The organism is Kluyvera sp. (assembly GCF_047971185.1).
Classification (GTDB): Bacteria; Pseudomonadota; Gammaproteobacteria; order Enterobacterales; family Enterobacteriaceae; genus Kluyvera.
The window spans coordinates 1-20,360 of record NZ_JBKDZH010000009.1 but is presented as its reverse complement, the minus strand read 5'-3'; the positions used below and the strand labels follow the sequence as shown (position 1 = coordinate 20,360).

23 protein-coding genes and 2 pseudogenes are annotated in these 20,360 nt (G+C 58.7%); 15 read left to right on the top strand and 10 right to left on the bottom strand.

The window, feature by feature from the left end; all coding sequences use genetic code 11:
• Nucleotides 1-129: 129 nt before the first annotated feature.
• The 5 genes from bssS to tatE form a co-directional block, all read right to left on the bottom strand.
• A complete protein-coding gene (bssS, locus tag ACK5JN_RS01635) occupies nt 130-384 on the bottom strand; it encodes a biofilm formation regulator BssS (protein ID WP_416868562.1) in 255 nt (84 codons plus the stop codon).
• 278 nt (nt 385-662) lie between these two features.
• On the bottom strand, nt 663-908 hold the full coding sequence (gene dinI, locus ACK5JN_RS01630) for a DNA damage-inducible protein I (protein WP_416868548.1): 246 nt from the start codon (nt 906-908) through the stop codon (nt 663-665).
• Between the two features lie 71 nt (nt 909-979).
• Entirely contained in the window at nt 980-2,026 is a 1,047-nt protein-coding gene (gene pyrC / locus ACK5JN_RS01625) for a dihydroorotase (protein WP_416868547.1), read from the bottom strand.
• Nucleotides 2,027-2,161: 135 nt separating this feature from the next.
• Nucleotides 2,162-2,722 carry a lipoprotein gene (locus ACK5JN_RS01620; RefSeq protein ID WP_416868546.1) on the bottom strand — a complete coding sequence of 187 codons (561 nt, stop codon included), beginning with the start codon at nt 2,720-2,722 and terminating at the stop codon, nt 2,162-2,164.
• A gap of 137 nt (nt 2,723-2,859) precedes the next feature.
• Nucleotides 2,860-3,069: a twin-arginine translocase subunit TatE gene (gene tatE, locus ACK5JN_RS01615; protein ID WP_416868545.1), complete on the bottom strand. Its 210-nt coding sequence runs from the start codon at nt 3,067-3,069 to the stop codon at nt 2,860-2,862.
• A 318-nt stretch (nt 3,070-3,387) separates the two neighbouring features.
• Between tatE and rimJ the strand changes: the two genes are divergently transcribed.
• The 4 genes from rimJ to murJ all read left to right on the top strand — a co-directional run bounded on the left by rimJ (nt 3,388) and on the right by murJ (nt 7,206).
• Nucleotides 3,388-3,972, top strand: coding sequence for a ribosomal protein S5-alanine N-acetyltransferase (rimJ, locus tag ACK5JN_RS01610; RefSeq protein WP_106926282.1), 585 nt, complete (start codon nt 3,388-3,390; stop codon nt 3,970-3,972).
• A 9-nt stretch (nt 3,973-3,981) separates the two neighbouring features.
• Nucleotides 3,982-4,632, top strand: coding sequence for a YceH family protein (locus ACK5JN_RS01605; RefSeq protein WP_416868544.1), 651 nt, complete (start codon nt 3,982-3,984; stop codon nt 4,630-4,632).
• A gap of 5 nt (nt 4,633-4,637) precedes the next feature.
• Nucleotides 4,638-5,561, top strand: coding sequence for a Gfo/Idh/MocA family protein (locus ACK5JN_RS01600; protein WP_416868543.1), 924 nt, complete (start codon nt 4,638-4,640; stop codon nt 5,559-5,561).
• Between the two features lie 109 nt (nt 5,562-5,670).
• Nucleotides 5,671-7,206, top strand: a complete 1,536-nt coding sequence (murJ, locus tag ACK5JN_RS01595; protein ID WP_416868542.1) for a murein biosynthesis integral membrane protein MurJ — start codon at nt 5,671-5,673, stop codon at nt 7,204-7,206.
• Between the two features lie 44 nt (nt 7,207-7,250).
• Here murJ and flgN read toward each other — a convergent pair whose 3' ends face one another.
• The 3 genes from flgN to flgA form a co-directional block, all read right to left on the bottom strand.
• Complete coding sequence (flgN, locus tag ACK5JN_RS01590) at nt 7,251-7,682, bottom strand: flagella biosynthesis chaperone FlgN (RefSeq protein WP_416868541.1); 432 nt, start codon at nt 7,680-7,682, stop codon at nt 7,251-7,253.
• A 4-nt stretch (nt 7,683-7,686) separates the two neighbouring features.
• Nucleotides 7,687-7,980: a flagellar biosynthesis anti-sigma factor FlgM gene (gene flgM, locus ACK5JN_RS01585; RefSeq protein ID WP_416868540.1), complete on the bottom strand. Its 294-nt coding sequence runs from the start codon at nt 7,978-7,980 to the stop codon at nt 7,687-7,689.
• Nucleotides 7,981-8,076: 96 nt separating this feature from the next.
• A complete protein-coding gene (gene flgA / locus ACK5JN_RS01580) occupies nt 8,077-8,736 on the bottom strand; it encodes a flagellar basal body P-ring formation chaperone FlgA (RefSeq protein WP_416868539.1) in 660 nt (219 codons plus the stop codon).
• A 155-nt stretch (nt 8,737-8,891) separates the two neighbouring features.
• On the opposite strand from flgA, the gene flgB reads away from it, so the two are divergent.
• From flgB to flgL, 11 genes are all read left to right on the top strand, one after another.
• Nucleotides 8,892-9,305: a flagellar basal body rod protein FlgB gene (gene flgB, locus ACK5JN_RS01575; protein WP_416868538.1), complete on the top strand. Its 414-nt coding sequence runs from the start codon at nt 8,892-8,894 to the stop codon at nt 9,303-9,305.
• A 3-nt stretch (nt 9,306-9,308) separates the two neighbouring features.
• The gene (flgC, locus tag ACK5JN_RS01570) at nt 9,309-9,713 is read left to right on the top strand and encodes a flagellar basal body rod protein FlgC (RefSeq protein ID WP_163448115.1); all 405 of its coding nucleotides are present in this window, start codon (nt 9,309-9,311) and stop codon (nt 9,711-9,713) included.
• A gap of 12 nt (nt 9,714-9,725) precedes the next feature.
• Nucleotides 9,726-10,421 (top strand): flagellar hook assembly protein FlgD, encoded by a 696-nt coding sequence (gene flgD / locus ACK5JN_RS01565; RefSeq protein ID WP_416868537.1) that lies wholly within the window; start codon nt 9,726-9,728, stop codon nt 10,419-10,421.
• A gap of 27 nt (nt 10,422-10,448) precedes the next feature.
• Complete coding sequence (gene flgE / locus ACK5JN_RS01560; RefSeq protein ID WP_416868536.1) at nt 10,449-11,693, top strand: flagellar hook protein FlgE; 1,245 nt, start codon at nt 10,449-10,451, stop codon at nt 11,691-11,693.
• A 20-nt stretch (nt 11,694-11,713) separates the two neighbouring features.
• Complete coding sequence (locus tag ACK5JN_RS01555; protein WP_416868535.1) at nt 11,714-12,469, top strand: flagellar basal body rod protein FlgF; 756 nt, start codon at nt 11,714-11,716, stop codon at nt 12,467-12,469.
• Nucleotides 12,470-12,477: 8 nt separating this feature from the next.
• Nucleotides 12,478-13,260 carry a flagellar basal-body rod protein FlgG gene (gene flgG / locus ACK5JN_RS01550; RefSeq protein ID WP_035894201.1) on the top strand — a complete coding sequence of 261 codons (783 nt, stop codon included), beginning with the start codon at nt 12,478-12,480 and terminating at the stop codon, nt 13,258-13,260.
• Between the two features lie 191 nt (nt 13,261-13,451).
• Nucleotides 13,452-14,150, top strand: coding sequence for a flagellar basal body L-ring protein FlgH (locus ACK5JN_RS01545; RefSeq protein ID WP_416868534.1), 699 nt, complete (start codon nt 13,452-13,454; stop codon nt 14,148-14,150).
• Between the two features lie 11 nt (nt 14,151-14,161).
• Nucleotides 14,162-15,259 carry a flagellar basal body P-ring protein FlgI gene (locus ACK5JN_RS01540; RefSeq protein WP_416868533.1) on the top strand — a complete coding sequence of 366 codons (1,098 nt, stop codon included), beginning with the start codon at nt 14,162-14,164 and terminating at the stop codon, nt 15,257-15,259.
• Nucleotides 15,259-16,209 (top strand): flagellar assembly peptidoglycan hydrolase FlgJ, encoded by a 951-nt coding sequence (flgJ, locus tag ACK5JN_RS01535; RefSeq protein WP_416868532.1) that lies wholly within the window; start codon nt 15,259-15,261, stop codon nt 16,207-16,209. The genes ACK5JN_RS01540 and flgJ overlap by 1 nt, the downstream gene beginning before the upstream one ends.
• Before the next feature lie 64 nt (nt 16,210-16,273).
• Complete coding sequence (gene flgK, locus ACK5JN_RS01530; protein WP_416868531.1) at nt 16,274-17,971, top strand: flagellar hook-associated protein FlgK; 1,698 nt, start codon at nt 16,274-16,276, stop codon at nt 17,969-17,971.
• 14 nt (nt 17,972-17,985) lie between these two features.
• The gene (gene flgL / locus ACK5JN_RS01525) at nt 17,986-18,921 is read left to right on the top strand and encodes a flagellar hook-associated protein FlgL (protein WP_416868530.1); all 936 of its coding nucleotides are present in this window, start codon (nt 17,986-17,988) and stop codon (nt 18,919-18,921) included.
• Nucleotides 18,922-19,009: 88 nt separating this feature from the next.
• Here the strand turns inward: flgL and ACK5JN_RS01520 are convergent.
• Both ACK5JN_RS01520 and ACK5JN_RS01515 read right to left on the bottom strand, forming a co-directional pair.
• Nucleotides 19,010-19,927: pseudogene (locus ACK5JN_RS01520) on the bottom strand (MFS transporter); the annotation flags it as partial.
• Nucleotides 19,910-20,185 (bottom strand): annotated as a pseudogene (locus ACK5JN_RS01515) (DUF2948 family protein); the annotation flags it as partial. The pseudogenes ACK5JN_RS01520 and ACK5JN_RS01515, both read right to left, overlap by 18 nt.
• Nucleotides 20,186-20,360: the final 175 nt, after the last annotated feature.

Here is a 20,360-nt window from a genome sequence, read left to right as displayed (position 1 = left end):
GACTCGATGATGGGGCGAGAAACCTGAGTCTGGTAGCGTAAAGGAAGCGGCAGTTGTTTTACAAGTGTGAAAAAAAGTTAAGGCACCCGCAGGTGCCTGTTTGCCATAACATCATGAGAAGTATCAGCATTAATGCCTGCGATACTCGTTGGCCTGATAATCGCCAGACTCAATTTTGGCAATCCCGGCTTCCAGTATGGAGATAAACTGACGTGCGACATCGGTGGTCAGCCACAGCGTCTGGCCAACTTCTGCTTCTTTATTGCTCGATTGATTGGGGTCTTGGTAGTGCAGGCGCAACATCAGCGCATCATAGCTATCTACGGTGCTGATGTCCCATCCGACGAGGGGATGGGTCTGGATGACTTCATTATTCTTTTCCATCATAACCCCTTATTTACGTGTTAAAAGGCAACAACTCTCGAGGTTTAATGCATTTTTTAGTGAAGCTTTATCAGTATACAACACTTCAATAAATACTCGAGAATTGAAATCAAAAGCAACATAAATTCCTGAACCAACGGCCTGTTTGCGCAACAAATGACCATGTTGCGCACTATTTTGCCGTTAATGTAAAAAGTGGGGTTAGATCACAAAAAAACAAGCGCGGGAATAAAAAAAGCCGGGGCGACCCGGCAAAAAACACAATGAGGGAAAGAGGATTAGTCGGTGATGAACCAGTCGTCAGCGCTCTCCCACGTTTCCTGCAGGATTTCGCTGATGCGGTCTTTATCTTCTTTAATGCCGCCGATGACGGAGAGGTTGTTACTGGCGGCATAGCGCACGCTAACGGCGCCACCGCTGTCCGGGAACTGGTTATTGATACGGCGGGATAGTTCATCTGCCAGCGCGTCTAAGGCGCCTGGCGGCAGCGCGGTCGTTTTTGCAACAGTGACTTCAATACGCATAATTGCCCCCTGTGTAATATACTGTATATTTATACAGTTTCATTCAGGTATTTACAACAGGGGGCGTGATTTTATTTTTTTACCGTCCAGCGCAGCGTTTCGCCGGCGAGGAATGGCACCAGCGTATCGTCGCTGAGGGCAATGCTTTCGGCGACCTGGCTCTCTTCACGCACCAGCTCAACGTAACCCTCGTTCACCGGCAGCCCGTAGAAACGCGGGCCGTTCAGCGAGCAGAAGGCTTCGAAATGTTCCAGCGCATTCATCTCTTCAAACACGGTTGCGTAGCTGCTCAGCGCCGTTGGGGCGTTAAAGCAGCCCGCGCAGCCGCAGCTGGCTTCTTTGCGATGACGCGCGTGCGGCGCGGAATCGGTGCCGAGAAACGCGCGGGTAAAGCCGCTGGCGACCAGCTCGCGCAGCGCCTGCTGATGAACGTTGCGCTTAAGAATCGGCAGGCAGTACAGGTGAGGGCGAACGCCGCCAACCAGCATATGGTTGCGGTTAAACATCAGGTGCTGCGGGGTTATGGTCGCGGCAAGCAGCTCGTTGCCGTCGCGCACGTACTCGGCGGCATCTTTGGTGGTGATGTGTTCAAACACCACTTTCAGCCCCTGAAGACGCTGGCGCAGCGGATCCATCACGCTGTCGATAAAGCGCGCTTCACGGTCGAAAATATCGATCTCGGCGTGGGTCACTTCGCCATGCACCAGCAGCGGTATACCCAGCTTTTCCATCCGTTCCAGTACCGGCATAATCGCGTCGGTGCTGGTCACGCCGTGGCTGGAGTTGGTGGTGGCGTTGGCCGGATAAAGTTTGGCGGCGGTGAAGACGCCTTCGTTGAAGCCGCGCTCCAGCTCGTTCGGATCCAGCGTATCGGTCAGATAGCAGGTCATCAGCGGGGTAAAGTCGTGCCCGGCAGGTACGGCGTCGAGGATGCGCTGGCGATAGGCAATAGCCGCATCAACGGTGGTAATCGGCGGAACCAGGTTCGGCATGATAATCGCGCGGCCATACAGCTCACTGGTATACGGAACAACCGTTTTCAGCATCTCTCCGTCGCGAAGATGGATGTGCCAGTCGTCTGGGCGGCGAATTTTCAGAACTTGCGGTAATGCGGTCATGTAAGGCTCCGGCTGGTGGGATGTCAGTCATTTTTGCCGGGCACTAAGGATAAGCGGAAACGTTTTCCTTTGCATCCTTTTCTGTAAAAAATAATGCCCGATGATATGACGCCATCGGGCATAAACGACACGACATTAATTGGTGAACGGGATAATAATTTCGCCCGGTTTCACTTCAATCCCTTTGGCGTATTTCTTCGCCAGCGCTTCACCTTTGCTGGCGTCCTCTTTCAGCACGTAGGCGGGCTGCTGGTTGAAGTAGGTACGCAGCGATTGATTCAGGTACGGAATCAGCGTTTGCACGACCGACTGCATTTTCTCCGGCGTGACTTTCGCATCCACCACTTCCATCTCCTGCAGGAAGATGGCGCCTTGCTCCTGATTAAACACCGGCAGGGCCTTCAGCTTCAGGGCAATATTGGCTTTCTGGCTGCCAAACAGCGAGTTCAGGTCCAGCTTTGCGTCGCCGCTAAGGGTGACTTTATTCGGTTCTTCGCGGCCAATGGCGCTGGTTAAATTGTTGAGGACGATATGGGCGTCAGCGACGCCGGGGACCCCGATATCTTTGGAGAAGTTATTCCGCTTTTGTAATGCCTGATTAATCTCCTGCTCGCTTACGGAATATTGCGTAAGCTGATTACAGCCGACAACCAGACCGCTAACGATCAGGGCGGCAATGACAAACAATTTTTTCATGGGGTTCCTCAACGTAAAGCGTTGTATGCATCCTGACATCAAGCAGCATACGCTGTCAGTAGGTCTCTGACAGCGGAAAATACTGAAAGTGCCGCAAAGAAGCGAAACGGCATACCTCAATCGCTAATTTTGACGTTTCAGGCCTGGTCGCGCGGCGGGGTGTCTGCGGTTTTCTTGTCGTGCTCAAAGTCAGCGTCGTTGTCGGCGTGGTTATCGTTCATGGCCTTTTTAAAGCCTTTCAACGCCGCGCCGAGGTCAGAGCCCAGCGAGCCGAGCTTTTTAGTGCCGAACAGCAGCACCACCAGAACGACAATCACTAAGAGTTTGGTAACGCTAATTTCACCCATGATACAAACCTATTGAGAAAATAATGGCGAATTCTCGCAAACTGCGCGGGGAATTATTTGTCTGTTAATGGCAAAAATTTACGCGTCCGGTCGAATAAAAAATAGCCTTTGCGTTTTATCTCATTTCTCAACCGCTTAGCGGCAATCCCTCGCTTAGACGAAACATCTTCATTTTCCGCGCTATCTCACCTTTCTCGTATTGCCAGCCAGGGGCCTTTTTTATCACAATGCAAAAAGACAGCGTGTTGTTTTCATTGGCTGCCGTCGGGCAGGTATAGTTAAACGACCAGGGTATAGATTGGCGACAGGAGTAGTGAGATGTTTGGCTATCGCAGTAATGTGCCGAAAGTTCGGTTGACCACGGACCGGCTGGTTGTGCGGTTAATTCACGACCGGGATGCGTGGCGTCTGGCGGATTATTACGCCGAGAATCGGCAATTTTTAAAGCCCTGGGAACCGATTCGCGATGACAGCCACTGCTATCCGTCCGGATGGCAGGCGCGCCTGTCAATGATAAACGAGTTTCACAAGCAGGGAACGGCCTTCTACTTCGCGCTGCTCGACCCAGAAGAAAAAGAGATTATCGGTGTCGCTAACTTCTCCAACGTGGTGCGGGGCTCGTTCCACGCCTGCTACCTGGGCTACTCCATCGGCCAGAAGTGGCAGGGGCAGGGGATGATGTATGAAGCGCTGACCTCCGCCATTCGCTATATGCAGCGCACGCAGCATATTCATCGTATTATGGCCAACTACATGCCGCATAATCAGCGCAGCGGGAATCTGCTGGCGCGCCTCGGTTTTGAAAAAGAGGGCTATGCGAAGGACTATTTACTGATTGACGGCGAATGGCGCGATCACGTGCTGACCGCCTTAACTACCCCACAATGGACGCCTGGCCGCTAAGGAATCACCATGAAATACCAACTAACGCCTCTTGAAGCGCGTGTTATCGGTTGCCTGCTGGAAAAACAGGTGACGACGCCGGAGCAGTATCCGCTGTCGATCAACGCCGTGGCGACCGCCTGTAACCAGAAAACCAACCGCGAGCCGGTGATGACGCTCAGCGAAGCGGAAGTGCAGGATCAGCTCGATACCCTGGTGAAACGCCACTACCTGCGGACCGTCAGCGGCTTCGGCAACCGCGTCACCAAGTACGAGCAGCGTTTTTGCAACTCCGAGTTCGGTGACCTGAAGCTCTCTTCCGCCGAGGTGGCGCTGGTGACCACCTTGCTGCTGCGCGGCGCGCAAACGCCGGGCGAGCTGCGTGGTCGCGCGCAGCGGATGCATGAGTTTGCCGATATGGCGGAAGTCGAAAGCACCCTGGAACGGTTAGCCAACCGTGAAGACGGCCCGTTTGTGGTGCGTCTGCCGCGCGAGCCGGGCAAACGGGAAAGCCGCTATATGCACCTGTTCAGCGGCGAGGTTGATCTACAGGCGACGGCAGCGCAAAACGATGCGCCGCTGGCGGACGACGATCTGCGCGCCCGCGTTGAGACGCTGGAAGGTGAGGTCGCGGAATTGAAACAGCGTCTGGATTCACTGCTGGCGCACCTTGGGGAGTAATCAGCATGGCAAAAATACGCATTGGCGTGGTCGGGCTCGGCGGCATTGCGCAGAAGGCCTGGCTGCCGGTGTTAAGCGCGGCGACGGACTGGACGCTGCAGGCGGCCTGGTCGCCGGGTAAAGAGAAGGCGCTAAAGGTGTGCGAGACCTATCGCATGCCTTATGCCGATTCGCTGACCTCGCTGGCCGCGCAGTGCGACGCGGTATTTGTCCATAGCTCTACGGCCTCTCACTATGCGGTGGTCAGCGAACTGCTCAACGCCGGCGTGCACGTCTGCGTTGATAAACCGCTCGCCGACAAGCTCGACGACGCGGAACGGCTGGTGGCCCTGGCGGCGCGCAAAAAGCTGACCCTGATGGTTGGCTTCAACCGCCGCTTTTCGCCGCTGTACCGCGAACTGAAACAGCGCGCGGGCGACATGTCATCGCTGCGCATGGATAAGCACCGCAGCGACAGCGTCGGCCCGCACGATCTGCGGTTTACCCTGCTGGATGACTATCTGCACGTGGTGGACACCGCGCTGTGGCTGGCGGACGGCAAGGCGAAGCTGAGCGGCGGCGTGCTGCAAACGACCGATGAAGGCTGCATGTTCTACGCCGAACACCACTTCAGCCAGCCGGGGCTGCAAATTACCACCAGCATGCACCGTCGGGCGGGCAGCCAGCGGGAATGCGTGCAGGCGGTCGCCGACGGCGGGCTGTTTGACGTGACCGACATGCGTGAATGGCGCGAAGAGCGCGGCGCGGGGGTGGTGACCCGGCCCATTCCCGGCTGGCAAACGACTCTCGAACAGCGCGGGTTTGTCGGCTGCGCGCGCCATTTTATTGAATGCGTGCAAAATCAGAGTGTTCCGGAAACCGTCGGTGAACAGGCGATCGCCGCCCAGCGCATCGTGGAAGGGCTGTGGCGTGAGGCTATCCGCGAATAATCCGCTGTAACATCTGGCAGTAGCAATTCATGCCGAACCCGGTAGACTAACGCCACTTTTTCGCGCCCGTCTGCCGGGCGTATGTTTCCGGTTGTGGAATCACAAGGCAATGAATCTATTAAAATCGCTGGCAGCCGTCAGCTCGATGACCATGTTTTCGCGCGTGCTGGGATTTGCGCGCGACGCAATTGTGGCGAGGGTGTTTGGGGCAGGAATGGCCACCGACGCCTTTTTCGTGGCGTTTAAGCTGCCGAACCTGCTGCGCCGCATTTTTGCCGAAGGGGCGTTTTCCCAGGCGTTTGTGCCGATTCTGGCTGAATACAAAAGCAAGCAGGGCGAAGACGCGACGCGCGTCTTCGTGGCCTACGTTTCCGGGCTGCTGACGCTGGCGCTGGCGCTAGTGACCGTGCTGGGGATGCTGGCCGCGCCGTGGGTGATCACCATCACCGCGCCGGGCTTTGCCGATACCGCCGACAAGTTCGCGCTGACCACGCAGCTGCTGCGCATTACCTTCCCCTATATTCTGCTGATTTCGCTGGCCTCGCTGGTGGGCGCGATCCTCAATACCTGGAACCGTTTCTCGGTACCGGCCTTCGCGCCAACGTTCCTCAACATCAGCATGATTGGCTTCGCGTTGTTTGCCGCGCCGCATTTTAACCCGCCGGTGCTGGCGCTGGCGTGGGCGGTGACCGTCGGCGGCGTGCTGCAGCTGGCCTATCAGCTGCCGCATCTGAAAAAAATCGGCATGCTGGTGCTGCCGCGCATCAACTTTAAAGATGCGGGCGCGGTGCGGGTGGTGAAGCAGATGGGCCCGGCGATCCTTGGCGTCTCGGTAAGCCAGATTTCGCTGATCATCAACACCATTTTTGCCTCATTCCTCGTCTCCGGCTCGGTATCGTGGATGTATTACGCCGACCGCCTGATGGAGTTCCCGTCCGGGGTGCTGGGCGTGGCGCTGGGGACCATCCTGCTGCCGTCGCTGTCGAAAAGCTTTGCCAGCGGCAACCACGACGAATACTGCCGCCTGATGGACTGGGGGCTGCGTCTGTGCTTCCTGCTGGCGCTGCCCAGCGCGGTGGCGCTGGGGATTCTGGCGAAGCCGCTGACGGTGGCGCTGTTCCAGTACGGTAAATTTACCGCCTTTGATGCCGCGATGACCCAGCGCGCGCTGGTGGCCTACTCCGTGGGCCTGATGGGGCTGATTATCGTTAAAGTGCTGGCGCCGGGCTTCTACTCGCGTCAGGACATTAAAACGCCGGTGAAAATCGCCATCGTGACGCTGATTATGACGCAGCTGATGAACCTGGCGTTTATCGGCCCGCTGAAGCACGCGGGGCTGTCGCTGTCGATTGGTCTGGCGGCCTGCCTGAACGCCGCGCTGCTGTACTGGCAGCTGCGTAAACAGAAGATCTTCACCCCGCAGCCGGGCTGGCGCGCATTTTTAGTGCGTCTGGTGGTGTCGGTGCTGGTGATGGCGGCGGCGCTGGTGGGCATGATGCACGTGATGCCGGAGTGGTCGCAGGGCACGATGCCTTTCCGTCTGCTGCGCCTGATGGGCGTGGTCGTGGTGGGCGTGGTGGCCTATTTTGCCACGCTGGCGCTTCTGGGCTTCCGGATTAAAGAGTTTGCACGCCGGACGGCGTAAATGACAGCCACGTCGCGGGGCACATGCTGTGGCCCCGCCCGTGTTCAGACCGAATATTTCTTCACATTACGGGCAATGCTGTTGCCCGCCGCCTGACCATCCTTGCCGTACAGCCCCGTCTCCTGAAAAGGCTTCAGCACATCAATGGCCTGCTGGTTGCGGACAATCTGTCCTTCCAGCAGCCAGCCGTTGTGCTGATTTAACCGACGCAGCTGCTGCGTGGTTTCGGTAATGGTCTGCCAGCGGCGGCCAATCTCTTCATTATCGGCGCTGCGCTGGGCGTCCTGTTCGATGCGACGCTGTTTTTCCAGGTAGTCTAAGGTCGCCAGCAGAGAGCTTTTCTCTTCGGTGATGCTGGCAAGCTGCAGGCCGTTGACGCTGCCCGCAGAGAGCTGTCGTTGCTCAGCATCCATCACGTCCTTCAGCGAGTGAAGGATGCTGGTCATTTGATCGAGAATGGCGGACAAACTGCTCATGCGTTTAGTTACTCTGCAGATAATCTTGCGTGTCTTGAATCAACGCGTCGGCGATTTTACCGGTATCCATTTTTAACTCGCCGTTACGAATGGCGGTTTTCAGTTCCTCGACGCGCGCCATATTAATATCGCCGCTGTTTGAGCGGGTCAGGGCGGTCTGCGCGTCGCTTAAGGTCACGCTCGCGCTGGTGGCGGTTTCGGTTTTCCCGGCACGCAGCTTCTGTGAGCTGGTTTCAGGCGTTTCGCGATGCTGTACCGGCGTTACCGCTTTCAAAGATGATGTACGATCGATGCTCATGATGCTTTCCTCACTGGAGGCGTTGTATGGCGCAGGCGCCGACTCTCATTAATTGTTAATTATCTATCGGCAAGCGACACATATTCTTTAAGAGGTTTATAGATTAATCAGAATATTCCCATCAGCGCCGACCTGACCGCTTACCACCTGACCTGAGGGCATTCGCACCCGGGCGTTCTGGGCAACCGCCGCGTTGTTCAGCGCCTGACCTTCGCTATTAATGCTAAAGCCTTCCCCCTGAGCGACGACCATCACTTTTTGTCCCGCTTTCACCCGCCATGACTGGCGCACCATCGACAGCTGAATCGGCTGGCCGATAGCGACGTCGCGCAGGCTGATGGCATCCTCGGCCTGCGACAAATTCAGCATCGTACGCGGCGGCAGTTGATCGAGCCGCCCGCGCATTAACGTCACGCTCTGCGCTTCAATCGGCGACCCGCGCACGATGGGCGCCGCGGCGACCACGTAATCGCCCATCGCCTGAACGGTCACCTGTAAATACTGTTTCGCTTTCCCGCACTGGGCTACCACCGTCAGGTTTCCCCACAGCCGCGAGTTGCCCGGCGTGCTGAACGTCGGTTGTTCACAGCCGAGCGGCTGATTCTGCGTATTGCGCAGCTGCACGCTGACTTCATCACTAAATCCCGTCAGACGCTGGGTAAAGAACGCGGTCAGCTGCGTCTGAATATCGGCCGCCTGAACAAGCGGGCTAAAGGCCAGTATCGCAGCGGTGAGTGGGGCAATGAGCTGACGCATTGAACGCTCCAGTGGATGGCGAATGCATGCATTTTACGCAACTTGCGGCGACATCAACGCAACAAATAGCGAGTCATATTGCGTTTATTCTGCCGATGACGGGCTTGCCCGGGGAATTAAGCTGTCGTTGAAACTTTGTCACTAGCGGAGGAGACATGCTCGATAAACTCGACGCCGCATTACGTTTTCAGCAAGAGGCATTAAACCTGCGCGCCGAGCGTCAGGAGATTCTGGCTGCCAATATCGCGAACGCCGATACCCCGGGGTATCAGGCGCGCGATATGGATTTTTCCAGTGAACTGAAAAAGGTGATGTCGCGCGGGCGCGCGGAAGGCAGCGGCGTGGCGCTAACGCTGACCTCTGCACGTCATATTCCTGCCCAGACGCTCACAGCACCGAACACCGACCTGCTGTACCGCATTCCCGATCAGCCTGCGATGGATGGCAACACCGTCGATATGGACCGGGAGCGCACGCAGTTCGCCGATAACAGCCTCCAGTACCAGACCGGCCTTACGGTTCTGGGTGGACAGATCAAGGGCATGATGAGTGTCCTGCAGGGGAACTAATCCATGGCACTACTCAATATCTTCGACGTCGCGGGTTCCGCGCTGACCGCCCAGTCCAAGCGGTTGAACGTCGCCGCCAGTAACCTCGCCAACGCCGACAGCGTCGCCGGGCCGGACGGCCAGCCGTATCGCGCTAAGCAGGTGGTGTTCCAGGTGGATGCGCCGATGGGCGCGGCGACCGGCGGCGTGAAGGTGGCGGACGTGGTTGAAAGCCAGGAGCCGGACAAGCTGGTCTATCAGCCGGGGAATCCGCTGGCGGATGCGAAAGGCTATGTCCGTATGCCTAACGTCGACGTCGTGGGGGAGATGGTGAACACCATGTCGGCGTCGCGCAGCTATCAGGCGAACGTCGAGGTCCTGAATACCGTCAAGAGCATGATGCTCAAAACGCTGACGCTTGGGCAATAACGGAGGTAACCGATGTCTATCGTAGCCAATATCAATGACACCACCAGCAGCAGCGCGGCCTCGTCGTCGGTCAGCAGCACCGGTACTAACAGTTCGTCCGATCTGCAAAGTAGCTTTCTGACGCTGCTGGTCGCTCAGCTGAAAAACCAGGATCCGACCAACCCGCTGCAAAACAACGAACTGACTTCACAGCTGGCACAGATCAGCACCCTGAGCGGCATTGAGAAGCTCAACACCACGCTGGGCTCCATCTCCGGACAGATTAACAGCGGCCAGTCGCTGCAGGCCAGCGCCCTGGTCGGTCACGGCGTCATGATCCCCGGCAGCACGATTCTGGCAGGCAAGAGCAGCAGCGATGAGAACAGCGTGGATACCACGCCGTTTGGCATTGAGCTGACGCAGTCCGCCGAGAAGGTCACCGCCACCATCGTCGACGGAACGGGCAAAGTGGTCCGGACGTTAAACCTGGGAGCGCAGACCGCCGGCGTTCATACCTATACCTGGGACGGCAAGATGGATGACGGCACGGCGGCTCCGGACGGCGCTTACAACATCAACTTCGCCGCCAGCCAGGGCACCACGCAGCTGGTGGTTCAGCCGCTGCAGTTCGCGCTGGTGCAGGGCGTGACGCTGGGCAGCGATGGCAACAAACTGGATTTAGGTACCTACGGCACCACCACGCTGGATCAGGTTCGCCAGATTATTTAAGCCTTTAACCATTTCAGGAGAGACGTTATGGCCTTTTCACAAGCGGTAAGCGGATTAAACGCTGCTGCCACCAACCTCGATGTTATCGGCAACAACATCGCCAACTCCGCGACCTACGGCTTTAAGTCCGGGACCGCTTCGTTCGCCGATATGTTCGCCGGTTCCAAAGTGGGTCTCGGGGTGAAAGTCGCGGGGATTACCCAGGACTTTACCGACGGCACCACCACCAGCACCGGACGCGCGCTGGACGTGGCGATCAGCCAGAACGGTTTCTTCCGTCTGGTCGACAGCAACGGTTCCGTTTACTACAGCCGTAACGGCCAGTTCAAGCTCGATGAGAACCGTAACCTGGTGAACATGCAGGGGCTGAGCGTCACCGGCTACCCGGCGACCGGCAATCCGGCGACCATCCAGCAGGGGGCGAACCCAGTGGCGCTGACGATTCCGAATACGCTGATGTCGGCGAAAACGACCACCACCGCGGCGATGCAGATGAACCTGAACTCCACGGACGACGCGATTGATACGGCGACGAAGCCGTTCGATGCGACCGATCCGGATACCTATAACAAAAAGGGTACCGTCACCGTATATGACAGCCTGGGCAACTCCCATGACGTTAACGTTTATTACGTGAAAACGGAGGCTAATAAATGGGACGTTTATACCCTCGATTCCAGCGACAGCACGGCGACGGCGGTAAAAGCAGCGCAGATGGAATTCAATGACAGCGGCACGCTGGAATCGGTAACCAGCTATGACCCGGCCAATGCCGGAACGGGCATGTCGGTGAATGTCAGCCTTAAGTCATTGAACGGGTCGGCAGCCGGTACATTCAACCTGAGCTTCCTCAACTCCATGCAGCAGAACACCGGCTCGAACGATATCGTCGCCACCACCCAGAACGGCTTCGCGCCGGGCAACCTGGTGAGCTACCAGATCAACGAAGACGGGACGGTGGTGGGCAACTATTCCAACCAGCAAAGCCAGCTTCTGGGGCAGATCGTACTGGCGAACTTCGCCAACAACGAAGGCCTGCAGTCGGAAGGCGATAACGTCTGGTCGGCTACCCAGTCCTCGGGCGTGGCGCTGCTGGGCACCGCGGGCACCGGTAACTTCGGTACGCTGACCAACGGCGCGCTGGAAGCCTCCAACGTCGACCTCAGCAAAGAGCTGGTGAACATGATCGTCGCGCAGCGTAACTACCAGTCGAACGCGCAGACCATCAAGACCCAGGATCAGATCCTCAACACGCTGGTTAACCTGCGTTAATCATCTAACAGGGTGACGTTATGGATCACGCCATATATACGGCAATGGGCGCCGCCAGCCAGACCATGCAGCAGCAGTCGGTCACGGCGAGCAACCTGGCCAACACATCAACGCCGGGTTTTCGCGCTCAGCTGACGGCGATGCGCGCGGTGCCGGTGGTCGGCCCGAGCGTGGAAACGCGCACGCTGGTGGCCGCCACCACGCCGGGCGCGGATATGACGCCCGGTCAGCTCGACTATACCGCGCGCCCGCTGGACGTGGCGGTCCAGCAGGACGGCTGGCTGGCGGTACGTTCGCCGGACGGCAGCGAAGGCTATACCCGCAACGGCAATATTCAGGTCAGCGCGACCGGCCAGCTCACCATCCAGGGTAACCCGGTGATCGGTGAAGCCGGGCCGCTGAACGTGCCGGAAGGCTCGCAGGTGACGATTGCCGCCGACGGGACGATTTCAGCGCTGACGCCGGGCGACCCGCCGAACACGGTGTCGCCGGTTGGTAAGCTGAAGATGGTGAAGGCCAACGGCACCGAAGTGGCGCGCGGCGATGACGGGCTGTTTCACCTGACGCCGCAGACCGTGGCGATGCGAGGCCCGGCCCTCCAGGCGGACCCGACGCTGCGCCTGCAATCCGGCGTGCTGGAAGGCAGCAACGTCAAACCCGTGGCGGCAATGGCGGATATGATCGCCAGTTCGCGCCGTTTTGAAATGCAGATGAAGGTTATCAGCAGCGTGGATGAAAACACGCAGAAAGCTAACCAGCTGCTGTCCATGAGCTAAGGAAAACTATGATCAGTTCATTGTGGATCGCCAAAACCGGTCTCGACGCGCAGCAGACCAATATGGACGTTATCGCCAACAACCTGGCGAACGTCAGTACCAATGGTTTTAAGCGCCAGCGCGCGGTGTTTGAAGACTTGCTCTATCAAACCGTTCGCCAGCCGGGTGCGCAATCATCCGAACAAACGACGCTGCCATCCGGCCTGCAGATCGGTACCGGGGTGCGTCCCGTGGCGACCGAGCGTCTGCATAGCCAGGGCAACCTGTCGCAGACCAACAACAGTAAAGACGTGGCCATCAAAGGCGATGGGTTCTTCCAGATCCTGCTGCCGGACGGCTCTTCCGCCTACACCCGCGACGGTTCGTTCCAGGTCGACCAGAACGGTCAGCTGGTGACCGCCAGCGGCTACCAGGTGCAGCCGGCAATCACCATTCCGGCGAACGCCATCAGCATCACCATCGGCCGCGATGGCATCGTCAGCGTGACCCAGCAGGGCCAGGCCAACCCGGTGCAGGTGGGCCAGCTGAACCTGTCGACCTTTATGAATGACACCGGTCTCGAGAGCATCGGGGAAAACCTGTACATCGAAACCCAGGCGTCGGGCGCGCCGAACGACACCACGCCGGGGCTGAACGGCGCGGGGCTGCTGTACCAGGGCTATGTTGAAACCTCGAACGTCAACGTGGCGGAAGAGCTGGTCAACATGATTCAGGTGCAGCGCGCGTACGAAATCAACAGCAAAGCGGTATCGACCACCGACCAGATGCTGCAAAAACTGACGCAGCTGTAAAGGCAAGGCCTCGGCGTCGCGTCGCCTGGCCCGGCTACAACATTGCCTGATGGCGCCGCTCACGCGTCTTATCAGGCCTACGGACTCTCATCGTTTGTAGGCCGGATAAGGCGAAGCCGCCATCCGGCACACCGTAGCCTGATTGTGCGATGCGACGCCGGGATGTTCCCGAGATTCAGAAGAAGAAAGCAATGCAAAAATCCGCAGCGTTTCGCTATCCGCTTTTAACCCTCGTCGCGCTCAGCGTGGTGGGGTGTGCATGGATCCCCTCTAAGCCGCTGGTCGAAGGGGCGACGTCCGCACAGCCGATTCCCGGCCCGGTGCCGGTGGCGAACGGGTCGATATTCCAGACCGCGCAGCCGATTAACTACGGCTACCAGCCGCTGTTTGAATACCGTCGTCCGCGCAATATTGGCGATACGCTGACCATCGTGCTGCAGGAAAACGTCAGCGCCAGCAAAAGCTCCTCGGCGAACGCCAGCCGCGATGGCAAAAGCAGCTTCGGCTTTGACACCGTTCCGCGCTATCTGCAGGGGCTGTTCGGCAACGAACGCGCCGATATGGAAGCGTCCGGCGGCAACTCCTTTAACGGCAAGGGCGGCGCGAATGCCAGCAATACCTTTAGCGGCACGCTGACCGTGACCGTCGATCAGGTGCTGGTCAACGGCAACCTGCACGTGGTGGGCGAGAAGCAAATCGCCATTAACCAGGGCACCGAATTTATCCGCTTCTCCGGCGTCGTCAACCCGCGCACCATCAGCGGCAGCAACACCGTGCCGTCAACGCAGGTGGCGGATGCGCGTATCGAATACGTGGGCAACGGCTACATCAACGAAGCGCAGAATATGGGCTGGCTGCAGCGTTTCTTCCTTAACCTATCGCCGATGTAACGAGGTGAACCATGTTTAAAACTCTGCTAACCCTGGCGCTGGTGCTGGTCACCGGCCTGGCGAACGCGGAACGCATCCGCGATCTGACCAGCGTGCAAGGCGTCAGGGAAAACTCGCTGATCGGCTACGGCCTGGTGGTGGGGCTTGATGGGACGGGCGACCAGACGACGCAGACGCCGTTCACCACCCAGAGCCTGAATAACATGCTGTCACAGCTGGGGATTACCGTTCCGGCGGGCACCAACATGCAGCTGAAAAACGTGGCGGCGGTGATGGTGACCGCGCAGTTACCGGCGTTTGGTCGTCAGGGGCAGACCATCGATGTGGTGGTCTCTTCGATGGGTAACGCCAAAAGCCTGCGCGGCGGCACGCTGTTAATGACCCCGCTGAAGGGCGTTGATAGCCAGGTCTATGCGCTGGCGCAGGGCAACATTCTGGTCGGCGGCGCGGGCGCGTCGGCGGGCGGCAGCAGCGTGCAGGTGAACCAGCTGAACGGCGGACGGATCACCGGCGGCGCGACCATCGAGCGCGAACTGCCAACTCAGTTTGGCGCGGGCAACACCATTAACCTGCAACTGAATGACGATGATTTCACCATGGCGCAGCAGATTGCCGACACCATTAATCGTCGCAGCAGCCTTGGCAACGCCACCGCGCTGGATGCGCGTACCGTGCAGGTGCGCGCGCCGGTTGGCGGCAGCGGTCAGGTGCGGCTGCTGGCGGATATCCAGAATCTGGAAGTGGGCATGCCGCCGCAGGACGCGAAGATCATTATCAACTCGCGTACCGGTTCGGTGGTGATGAACCGCGAGGTCACGCTGGATACCTGTGCCGTGGCGCAGGGTAACCTCTCCGTTTCGGTTAACCGTTCCGCGCAGGTAAGCCAGCCGGATACGCCGTTCGCCGGCGGGCAGACGGTGGTGACGCCGCAAACCCAAATCGATCTGCGCCAGAGCGGCGGCTCGCTGCAAAGCATTCGCGCCAGCGCCAATCTCAACAATGTGGTGCGCGCGCTGAACGCGTTAGGGGCCACGCCGATGGATCTGATGTCGATTATCCAGGCGATGCAGAGCGCGGGCTGTCTGCGCGCGAAGGTGGAGATTGTCTGATGCTGACCGACAGCAAATTACTGGCCAGCGCCGCGTGGGACGCGCAGTCGCTGAACGAGCTGAAGACCAAAGCCGGGCAGGATCCGCAGGCCAACCTGCGTCCTGTCGCCCGCCAGGTGGAGGGCATGTTCGTGCAGATGATGCTCAAAAGCATGCGCGAAACCCTGCCGAAGGACGGGATGTTCAGCAGCGACCAGACGCGGCTCTACACCAGTATGTATGACCAGCAAATCGCCCAGCAGATGACCGCCGGTAAGGGGCTTGGCCTGGCAGAGGAGATGGTTAAACAGCTGTCGGCGCAGCAGCAGGAGCCGGCGGATAACGTCGGCCAGGTGCCGATGAAGTTCGATATGCAGACGGTGACCAGCTACCAGAACGCAGCGCTGACGCAGATGGTGCGCAAAGCGCTGCCGAAAGCGCCGGACAACAGCGATACACCGCTGTCCGGCGACAGCAAAGACTTCCTCGCCCAGCTGTCGCTGCCCGCGCGGTTGGCGAGCGAGCAGAGCGGTATTCCGCACCACCTGATTCTGGCGCAGGCGGCGCTGGAGTCCGGCTGGGGGCAGCGGCAGATTCGCCAGGAGAACGGCGAGCCGAGCTTTAACCTGTTTGGCGTCAAAGCCTCCGGCGGCTGGAAGGGGAAGGTCACGGAAATCACCACCACCGAATTTGAAAACGGCGAGGCCAAAAAGGTGAAGGCGAAGTTCCGCGTCTACGGCTCGTATCTGGAAGCGCTGTCGGACTACGTCAGCCTGCTAACCCGCAACCCACGCTATGCGGCGGTCACTTCGGCGGCGACGGCGGAGCAGGGCGCGCAGGCGTTGCAGAACGCCGGATACGCCACCGATCCGCAGTATGCGCGTAAGTTAACCAGCATGATTCAGCAGCTGAAATCGATGAGTGAGAAGGTCAGCAACGCCTACCGAAATGATATCGAAAATCTGTTCTGAATTAGCCTCAAGTTTGCCGTAAGCGATCCGATAAGTAATTCCATGGCCTTAAGAAGGAGCGTTCATGTCCAGTTTAATTAACAGTGCGATGAGCGGGCTGAGCGCAGCCCAGTCGGCGTTGAATACCACCAGTAACAACATCGCGAGCTACAACGTCACCGGCTACACCCGTCAGACGACGGTGCTGGCCTCTGCCAACAGTACGTTGGGGGCAGGCGGTTGGGTGGGCAATGGCGTCTACGTCTCTGGCGTACAGCGTGAATATAACGCTTTCATCACCAACCAGCTGCGTTCGGCGCAGAGCCAGAGCAGCGGGTTAACCACGCGCTACGAGCAGGTGTCGAAAATTGACAATATGCTCTCCAGCTCAACCAACAACGTCTCCACCACGCTACAGGATTTCTTCAGCAGCCTGCAAACGCTGGTCAGCAACGCCGAAGACCCGGCGGCGCGCCAGACGGTGCTCGGCAAAGCCAATGGCGTGGTGAACCAGTTTAAGGTGGCGGATCAGTATCTGCGCGATCAGGACAAACAGGTTAATCTGTCCATTGCCTCGACCGTCGACCAGATCAACAACTACACCTCACAGATTGCCAGCCTGAACGATAAGATCTCCCGCCTGACCGGCGTGGGTGCGGGCGCATCGCCGAACGACCTGCTGGATCAGCGCGACCAGCTGGTGAGCGAGCTTAACCAGCTGGTGGGCGTGGAAGTCAACGTGCAGGACGGCAGCACCTACAACATCACCATGGCCAACGGCTACACCCTGGTGGCGGGCACCAAATCGAACCAGCTGGCGGCGGTGCCGAGCAGCGCCGATCCGTCGCGCACGACTGTGGCTTATGTGGACAACGTTGCCGGTAACGTCGAGATCCCGGAAAAGCTACTGACCACCGGTTCGCTGGGCGGCCTGCTGACCTTCCGCTCGCAGGACCTTGACCAGACGCGCAACAGCCTGAACCAGATGGCGCTGGCGTTTGCCGATGCGTTCAACCAGGTGCATCGCGAGGGGATTAACGCCGACGGCGATACCGGCGTTGATTTCTTTGAGTTTGGCGACCCGTCGGTGGTGGCGAATGGTAAAAATGGCGGGAAAGCGAAGCTCTCCGCGGATATGACCGATTCTTCCGCGGTCCAGGCGACGGATTACCGCATCACCAAAACGGACAGCGGCTGGCAGGTGACGCGGCTTTCCGATAACACCAACGTTACCGTCAAGGCCGGCACCGATGGTTCGCTGCAGTTTGATGGCCTGTCGGTCAGCATCAATACCGACGATGGCGATGCGGTTACCGGCGATAGCTTTACCGTGAAGCCGGTCAGCAATGCCATTGTGAACATGAAGGTGGCCATCTCCAGCGGATCGCAAATCGCCATGGGCCAGGTGGAGAAGGACGCCAGTGGCAACATCGTGACCGATGCCGATGGCAATCCCGTGAGCGCGGGTGAAAGCGACAACCGCAACGGCCAGGCGCTGCTGGATCTGCAAAATAGCAAGGTTGTTGGCGGGTCGAAAAGCTTTAACGATGCCTATGCCGCGCTGGTGAGCAGCATCGGTACGCAAACCTCTACCCTGAAGAGCAGCAGCACGACGCAGGCGAACGTGGTCACGCAGCTGAGCAACCAGCAGCAGTCGATCTCCGGCGTTAACCTCGATGAAGAGTACGGCAACCTGCAGCTGTATCAGCAATATTATCTGGCGAATGCGCAGGTGCTGCAGACTGCCAGCACGCTCTTCGACGCATTAATTAATATCCGCTAAGGAGAGGGGAAACCATGCGCGTTAGTACCTTAATGATGTATCAGCAGAATATGAGAGGCATTACCGACTCTCAGTCTGCGTGGCTGAAGTACGGTGAGCAAATGTCGACCGGCAAACGCGTTAACCGCGCGTCGGACGACCCGGTGGCGGCTTCTCAGGCGGTGGTGCTGTCGCAGGCGCAGGCGCAAAACAGCCAGTACGCCACCGCGCGTACCTTTGCCACCCAGCGGGTGTCGATTGAAGAGAGCACGCTGTCGCAGGTGACCACTGCGATTCAGGCCGCGCAGGAAAAAATCGTCAACGCCGGTAACGGCACCCTGAGCGACGATGACCGCGCCTCGCTGGCGACGGCGTTGCAGGGCATCCGCGACCAGATTATGAATCTGGCGAACAGTACCGACGGTAACGGGCGCTACATTTTTGCCGGTTATAAAAGCGACACCGCGCCGTTTGATGAAACCGGCCAATATATTGGCGGTGAGGTCAACGTTGAACAGCAGGTCGACTCTTCGCGCTCGATGGTTATTGGCCATACCGGTAACCTGATTTTTGATAACGAGACCAGTAACGCGAAGCCGGATGCGGATAAAAACATCTTTACCGCGCTCGATTCCGCCATTGCTACGCTGAATGACGCAGTGGGTGATGATGAGACCAAACAGGATGCGGCCGCCGCGATTATCGATCGCACCAACCGTAGCCTGAGCAACGCCCTCAACAACGTATTGACCGTGCGCGCCGAACTGGGCACTCAGCTCGATGAGCTGGGCAAACTGGATGACCTGGGGGACGATCGTGCGCTGGCGCAGACGCAGCAGATGAGCAACCTGGTGGATGTGGACTGGAACGCCACTATCTCCAACTACACCATGCAGCAAACCGCCCTCCAGGCGGCGTATAAAGCCTTTACCGACATGCAGGGCATGTCATTGTTCCAATTGAATAAATAACAATACGCAGTTTTGAACATATCTGTAGAAACTGGATATGTTTTTATCGCCCGCGTCATTACCCCGTCGCGGGCTCTTTTTTATCCTTTTACTGCGCGTTCAGCGCGGCGTGGCGTAAGCGGTAGGTTTCGCTGACGCGGATGGCCAGCGCGATCAGGCCCGCTACCGTCGCGAGCGTCACCACGCCTTCCCAGCCGGCCAGCGAGTACACCTGCGTCCCCAATACTGAACCCAGCGCCATCCCGATAAACACGCCGGTAAACAGCAGCGCATTCAGGCGACCGCGGGCCTGCGGCTCCAGGCTGTACACCAGATTCTGGTGCGCGACTAGGCTTGATTGCAGCCCCAGGTCAAAGCCGACGGCGGAGAGGGCAATCAGCGCCATTTGCGCCATCGGCGGCAGCACCGGCAGCAGGAACATCAGCGCAAACGAGACGCTGACCAGCAGCGCGCCCAGCTGGGTGACCTTTTCCGTTCCGACTTTATCCGCCAGACCGCCAGCCAGCGGTGCCGCCAGCGCGCCCGCCGCCCCGGCGATACCGAAACCACCGGCAACCGCACTGCCCATCTGGTAGTGCTCGGCCAGCATCACCGCCAGCGTTGACCAGAACGCGCTAAAGGCGATGGAGAGAAAGCCCTGAGCCATAGCCGCGCGACGCAGCGTCGGGTAGCGACGCCACAGGTGCACCATCGACACCATCAGCGCCGGATAGCGCAGCTCGGAGTGAGCGGCAAAGTGCGGCAGCACGCGCCACAGCAGCAGGCCAATCAGCGCAATACTCACGGCAGCGGCCTGATACATCACGCGCCAGCCAAACAGTTCGCCCACCACGCCGCTAACGGTACGCGACAGCAGGATCCCCAGCAGCAGGCCGGTCATCACCGTGCCGACCATCTTGCCCTGTTTCCCCGCCGGGGCGAGGATGGCGGCGGCGGGCACGATGTCCTGCGCCATGGTGGCGGCCATGCCGATCAGCAAACTGATCGCCAGCAGCGAAAGGATCTCATCCGGCTTGTCGCGCGAAATTCCGCTGAGCTTGGCGCCGATAACCCGGTCGAAATGCAGAACGCTTTGCCGCCGCTCGTTGTATTGGCGAAAAAAGCTGGATTTCTTCTCCCATGCAAAGCGGTTCATGGGGATAACGAAGCGTTTCGCCGCCGGCAGGAATTCGAGATCCCCGACCTTCATCACCGCATCCTGCACGCAGGCCGAGATAATGCCCAGATCCTGATCGTCGAGCGCGATGAGCTTGAGAGCGTCCATGCGGATTTCGCACCTGCGAAGGTTTCTGCCTGCCTTTTGTTAGGCGGTCTTAGCCGGCAGCGCAACCGTGGCGCATCAGCTCGAAATCCGCTCGATGACGGCACCGCAGCCGGAAAGCTTCTCTTCCAGCCGTTCGAAACCGCGATCAAGGTGATAGACCCGGTTGACCGTCGTT

Coding starts and splice junctions, on each gene's coding strand:
- bssS (WP_416868562.1), bottom strand. CDS start 384: ATGGAAAAGAATAATGAAGTCATCCAGACCCATCCCCTCGTCGGATGG.
- dinI (WP_416868548.1), bottom strand. CDS start 908: ATGCGTATTGAAGTCACTGTTGCAAAAACGACCGCGCTGCCGCCAGGC.
- pyrC (WP_416868547.1), bottom strand. CDS start 2,026: ATGACCGCATTACCGCAAGTTCTGAAAATTCGCCGCCCAGACGACTGG.
- ACK5JN_RS01620 (WP_416868546.1), bottom strand. CDS start 2,722: ATGAAAAAATTGTTTGTCATTGCCGCCCTGATCGTTAGCGGTCTGGTT.
- tatE (WP_416868545.1), bottom strand. CDS start 3,069: ATGGGTGAAATTAGCGTTACCAAACTCTTAGTGATTGTCGTTCTGGTG.
- rimJ (WP_106926282.1), top strand. CDS start 3,388: ATGTTTGGCTATCGCAGTAATGTGCCGAAAGTTCGGTTGACCACGGAC.
- ACK5JN_RS01605 (WP_416868544.1), top strand. CDS start 3,982: ATGAAATACCAACTAACGCCTCTTGAAGCGCGTGTTATCGGTTGCCTG.
- ACK5JN_RS01600 (WP_416868543.1), top strand. CDS start 4,638: ATGGCAAAAATACGCATTGGCGTGGTCGGGCTCGGCGGCATTGCGCAG.
- murJ (WP_416868542.1), top strand. CDS start 5,671: ATGAATCTATTAAAATCGCTGGCAGCCGTCAGCTCGATGACCATGTTT.
- flgN (WP_416868541.1), bottom strand. CDS start 7,682: ATGAGCAGTTTGTCCGCCATTCTCGATCAAATGACCAGCATCCTTCAC.
- flgM (WP_416868540.1), bottom strand. CDS start 7,980: ATGAGCATCGATCGTACATCATCTTTGAAAGCGGTAACGCCGGTACAG.
- flgA (WP_416868539.1), bottom strand. CDS start 8,736: ATGCGTCAGCTCATTGCCCCACTCACCGCTGCGATACTGGCCTTTAGC.
- flgB (WP_416868538.1), top strand. CDS start 8,892: ATGCTCGATAAACTCGACGCCGCATTACGTTTTCAGCAAGAGGCATTA.
- flgC (WP_163448115.1), top strand. CDS start 9,309: ATGGCACTACTCAATATCTTCGACGTCGCGGGTTCCGCGCTGACCGCC.
- flgD (WP_416868537.1), top strand. CDS start 9,726: ATGTCTATCGTAGCCAATATCAATGACACCACCAGCAGCAGCGCGGCC.
- flgE (WP_416868536.1), top strand. CDS start 10,449: ATGGCCTTTTCACAAGCGGTAAGCGGATTAAACGCTGCTGCCACCAAC.
- ACK5JN_RS01555 (WP_416868535.1), top strand. CDS start 11,714: ATGGATCACGCCATATATACGGCAATGGGCGCCGCCAGCCAGACCATG.
- flgG (WP_035894201.1), top strand. CDS start 12,478: ATGATCAGTTCATTGTGGATCGCCAAAACCGGTCTCGACGCGCAGCAG.
- ACK5JN_RS01545 (WP_416868534.1), top strand. CDS start 13,452: ATGCAAAAATCCGCAGCGTTTCGCTATCCGCTTTTAACCCTCGTCGCG.
- ACK5JN_RS01540 (WP_416868533.1), top strand. CDS start 14,162: ATGTTTAAAACTCTGCTAACCCTGGCGCTGGTGCTGGTCACCGGCCTG.
- flgJ (WP_416868532.1), top strand. CDS start 15,259: ATGCTGACCGACAGCAAATTACTGGCCAGCGCCGCGTGGGACGCGCAG.
- flgK (WP_416868531.1), top strand. CDS start 16,274: ATGTCCAGTTTAATTAACAGTGCGATGAGCGGGCTGAGCGCAGCCCAG.
- flgL (WP_416868530.1), top strand. CDS start 17,986: ATGCGCGTTAGTACCTTAATGATGTATCAGCAGAATATGAGAGGCATT.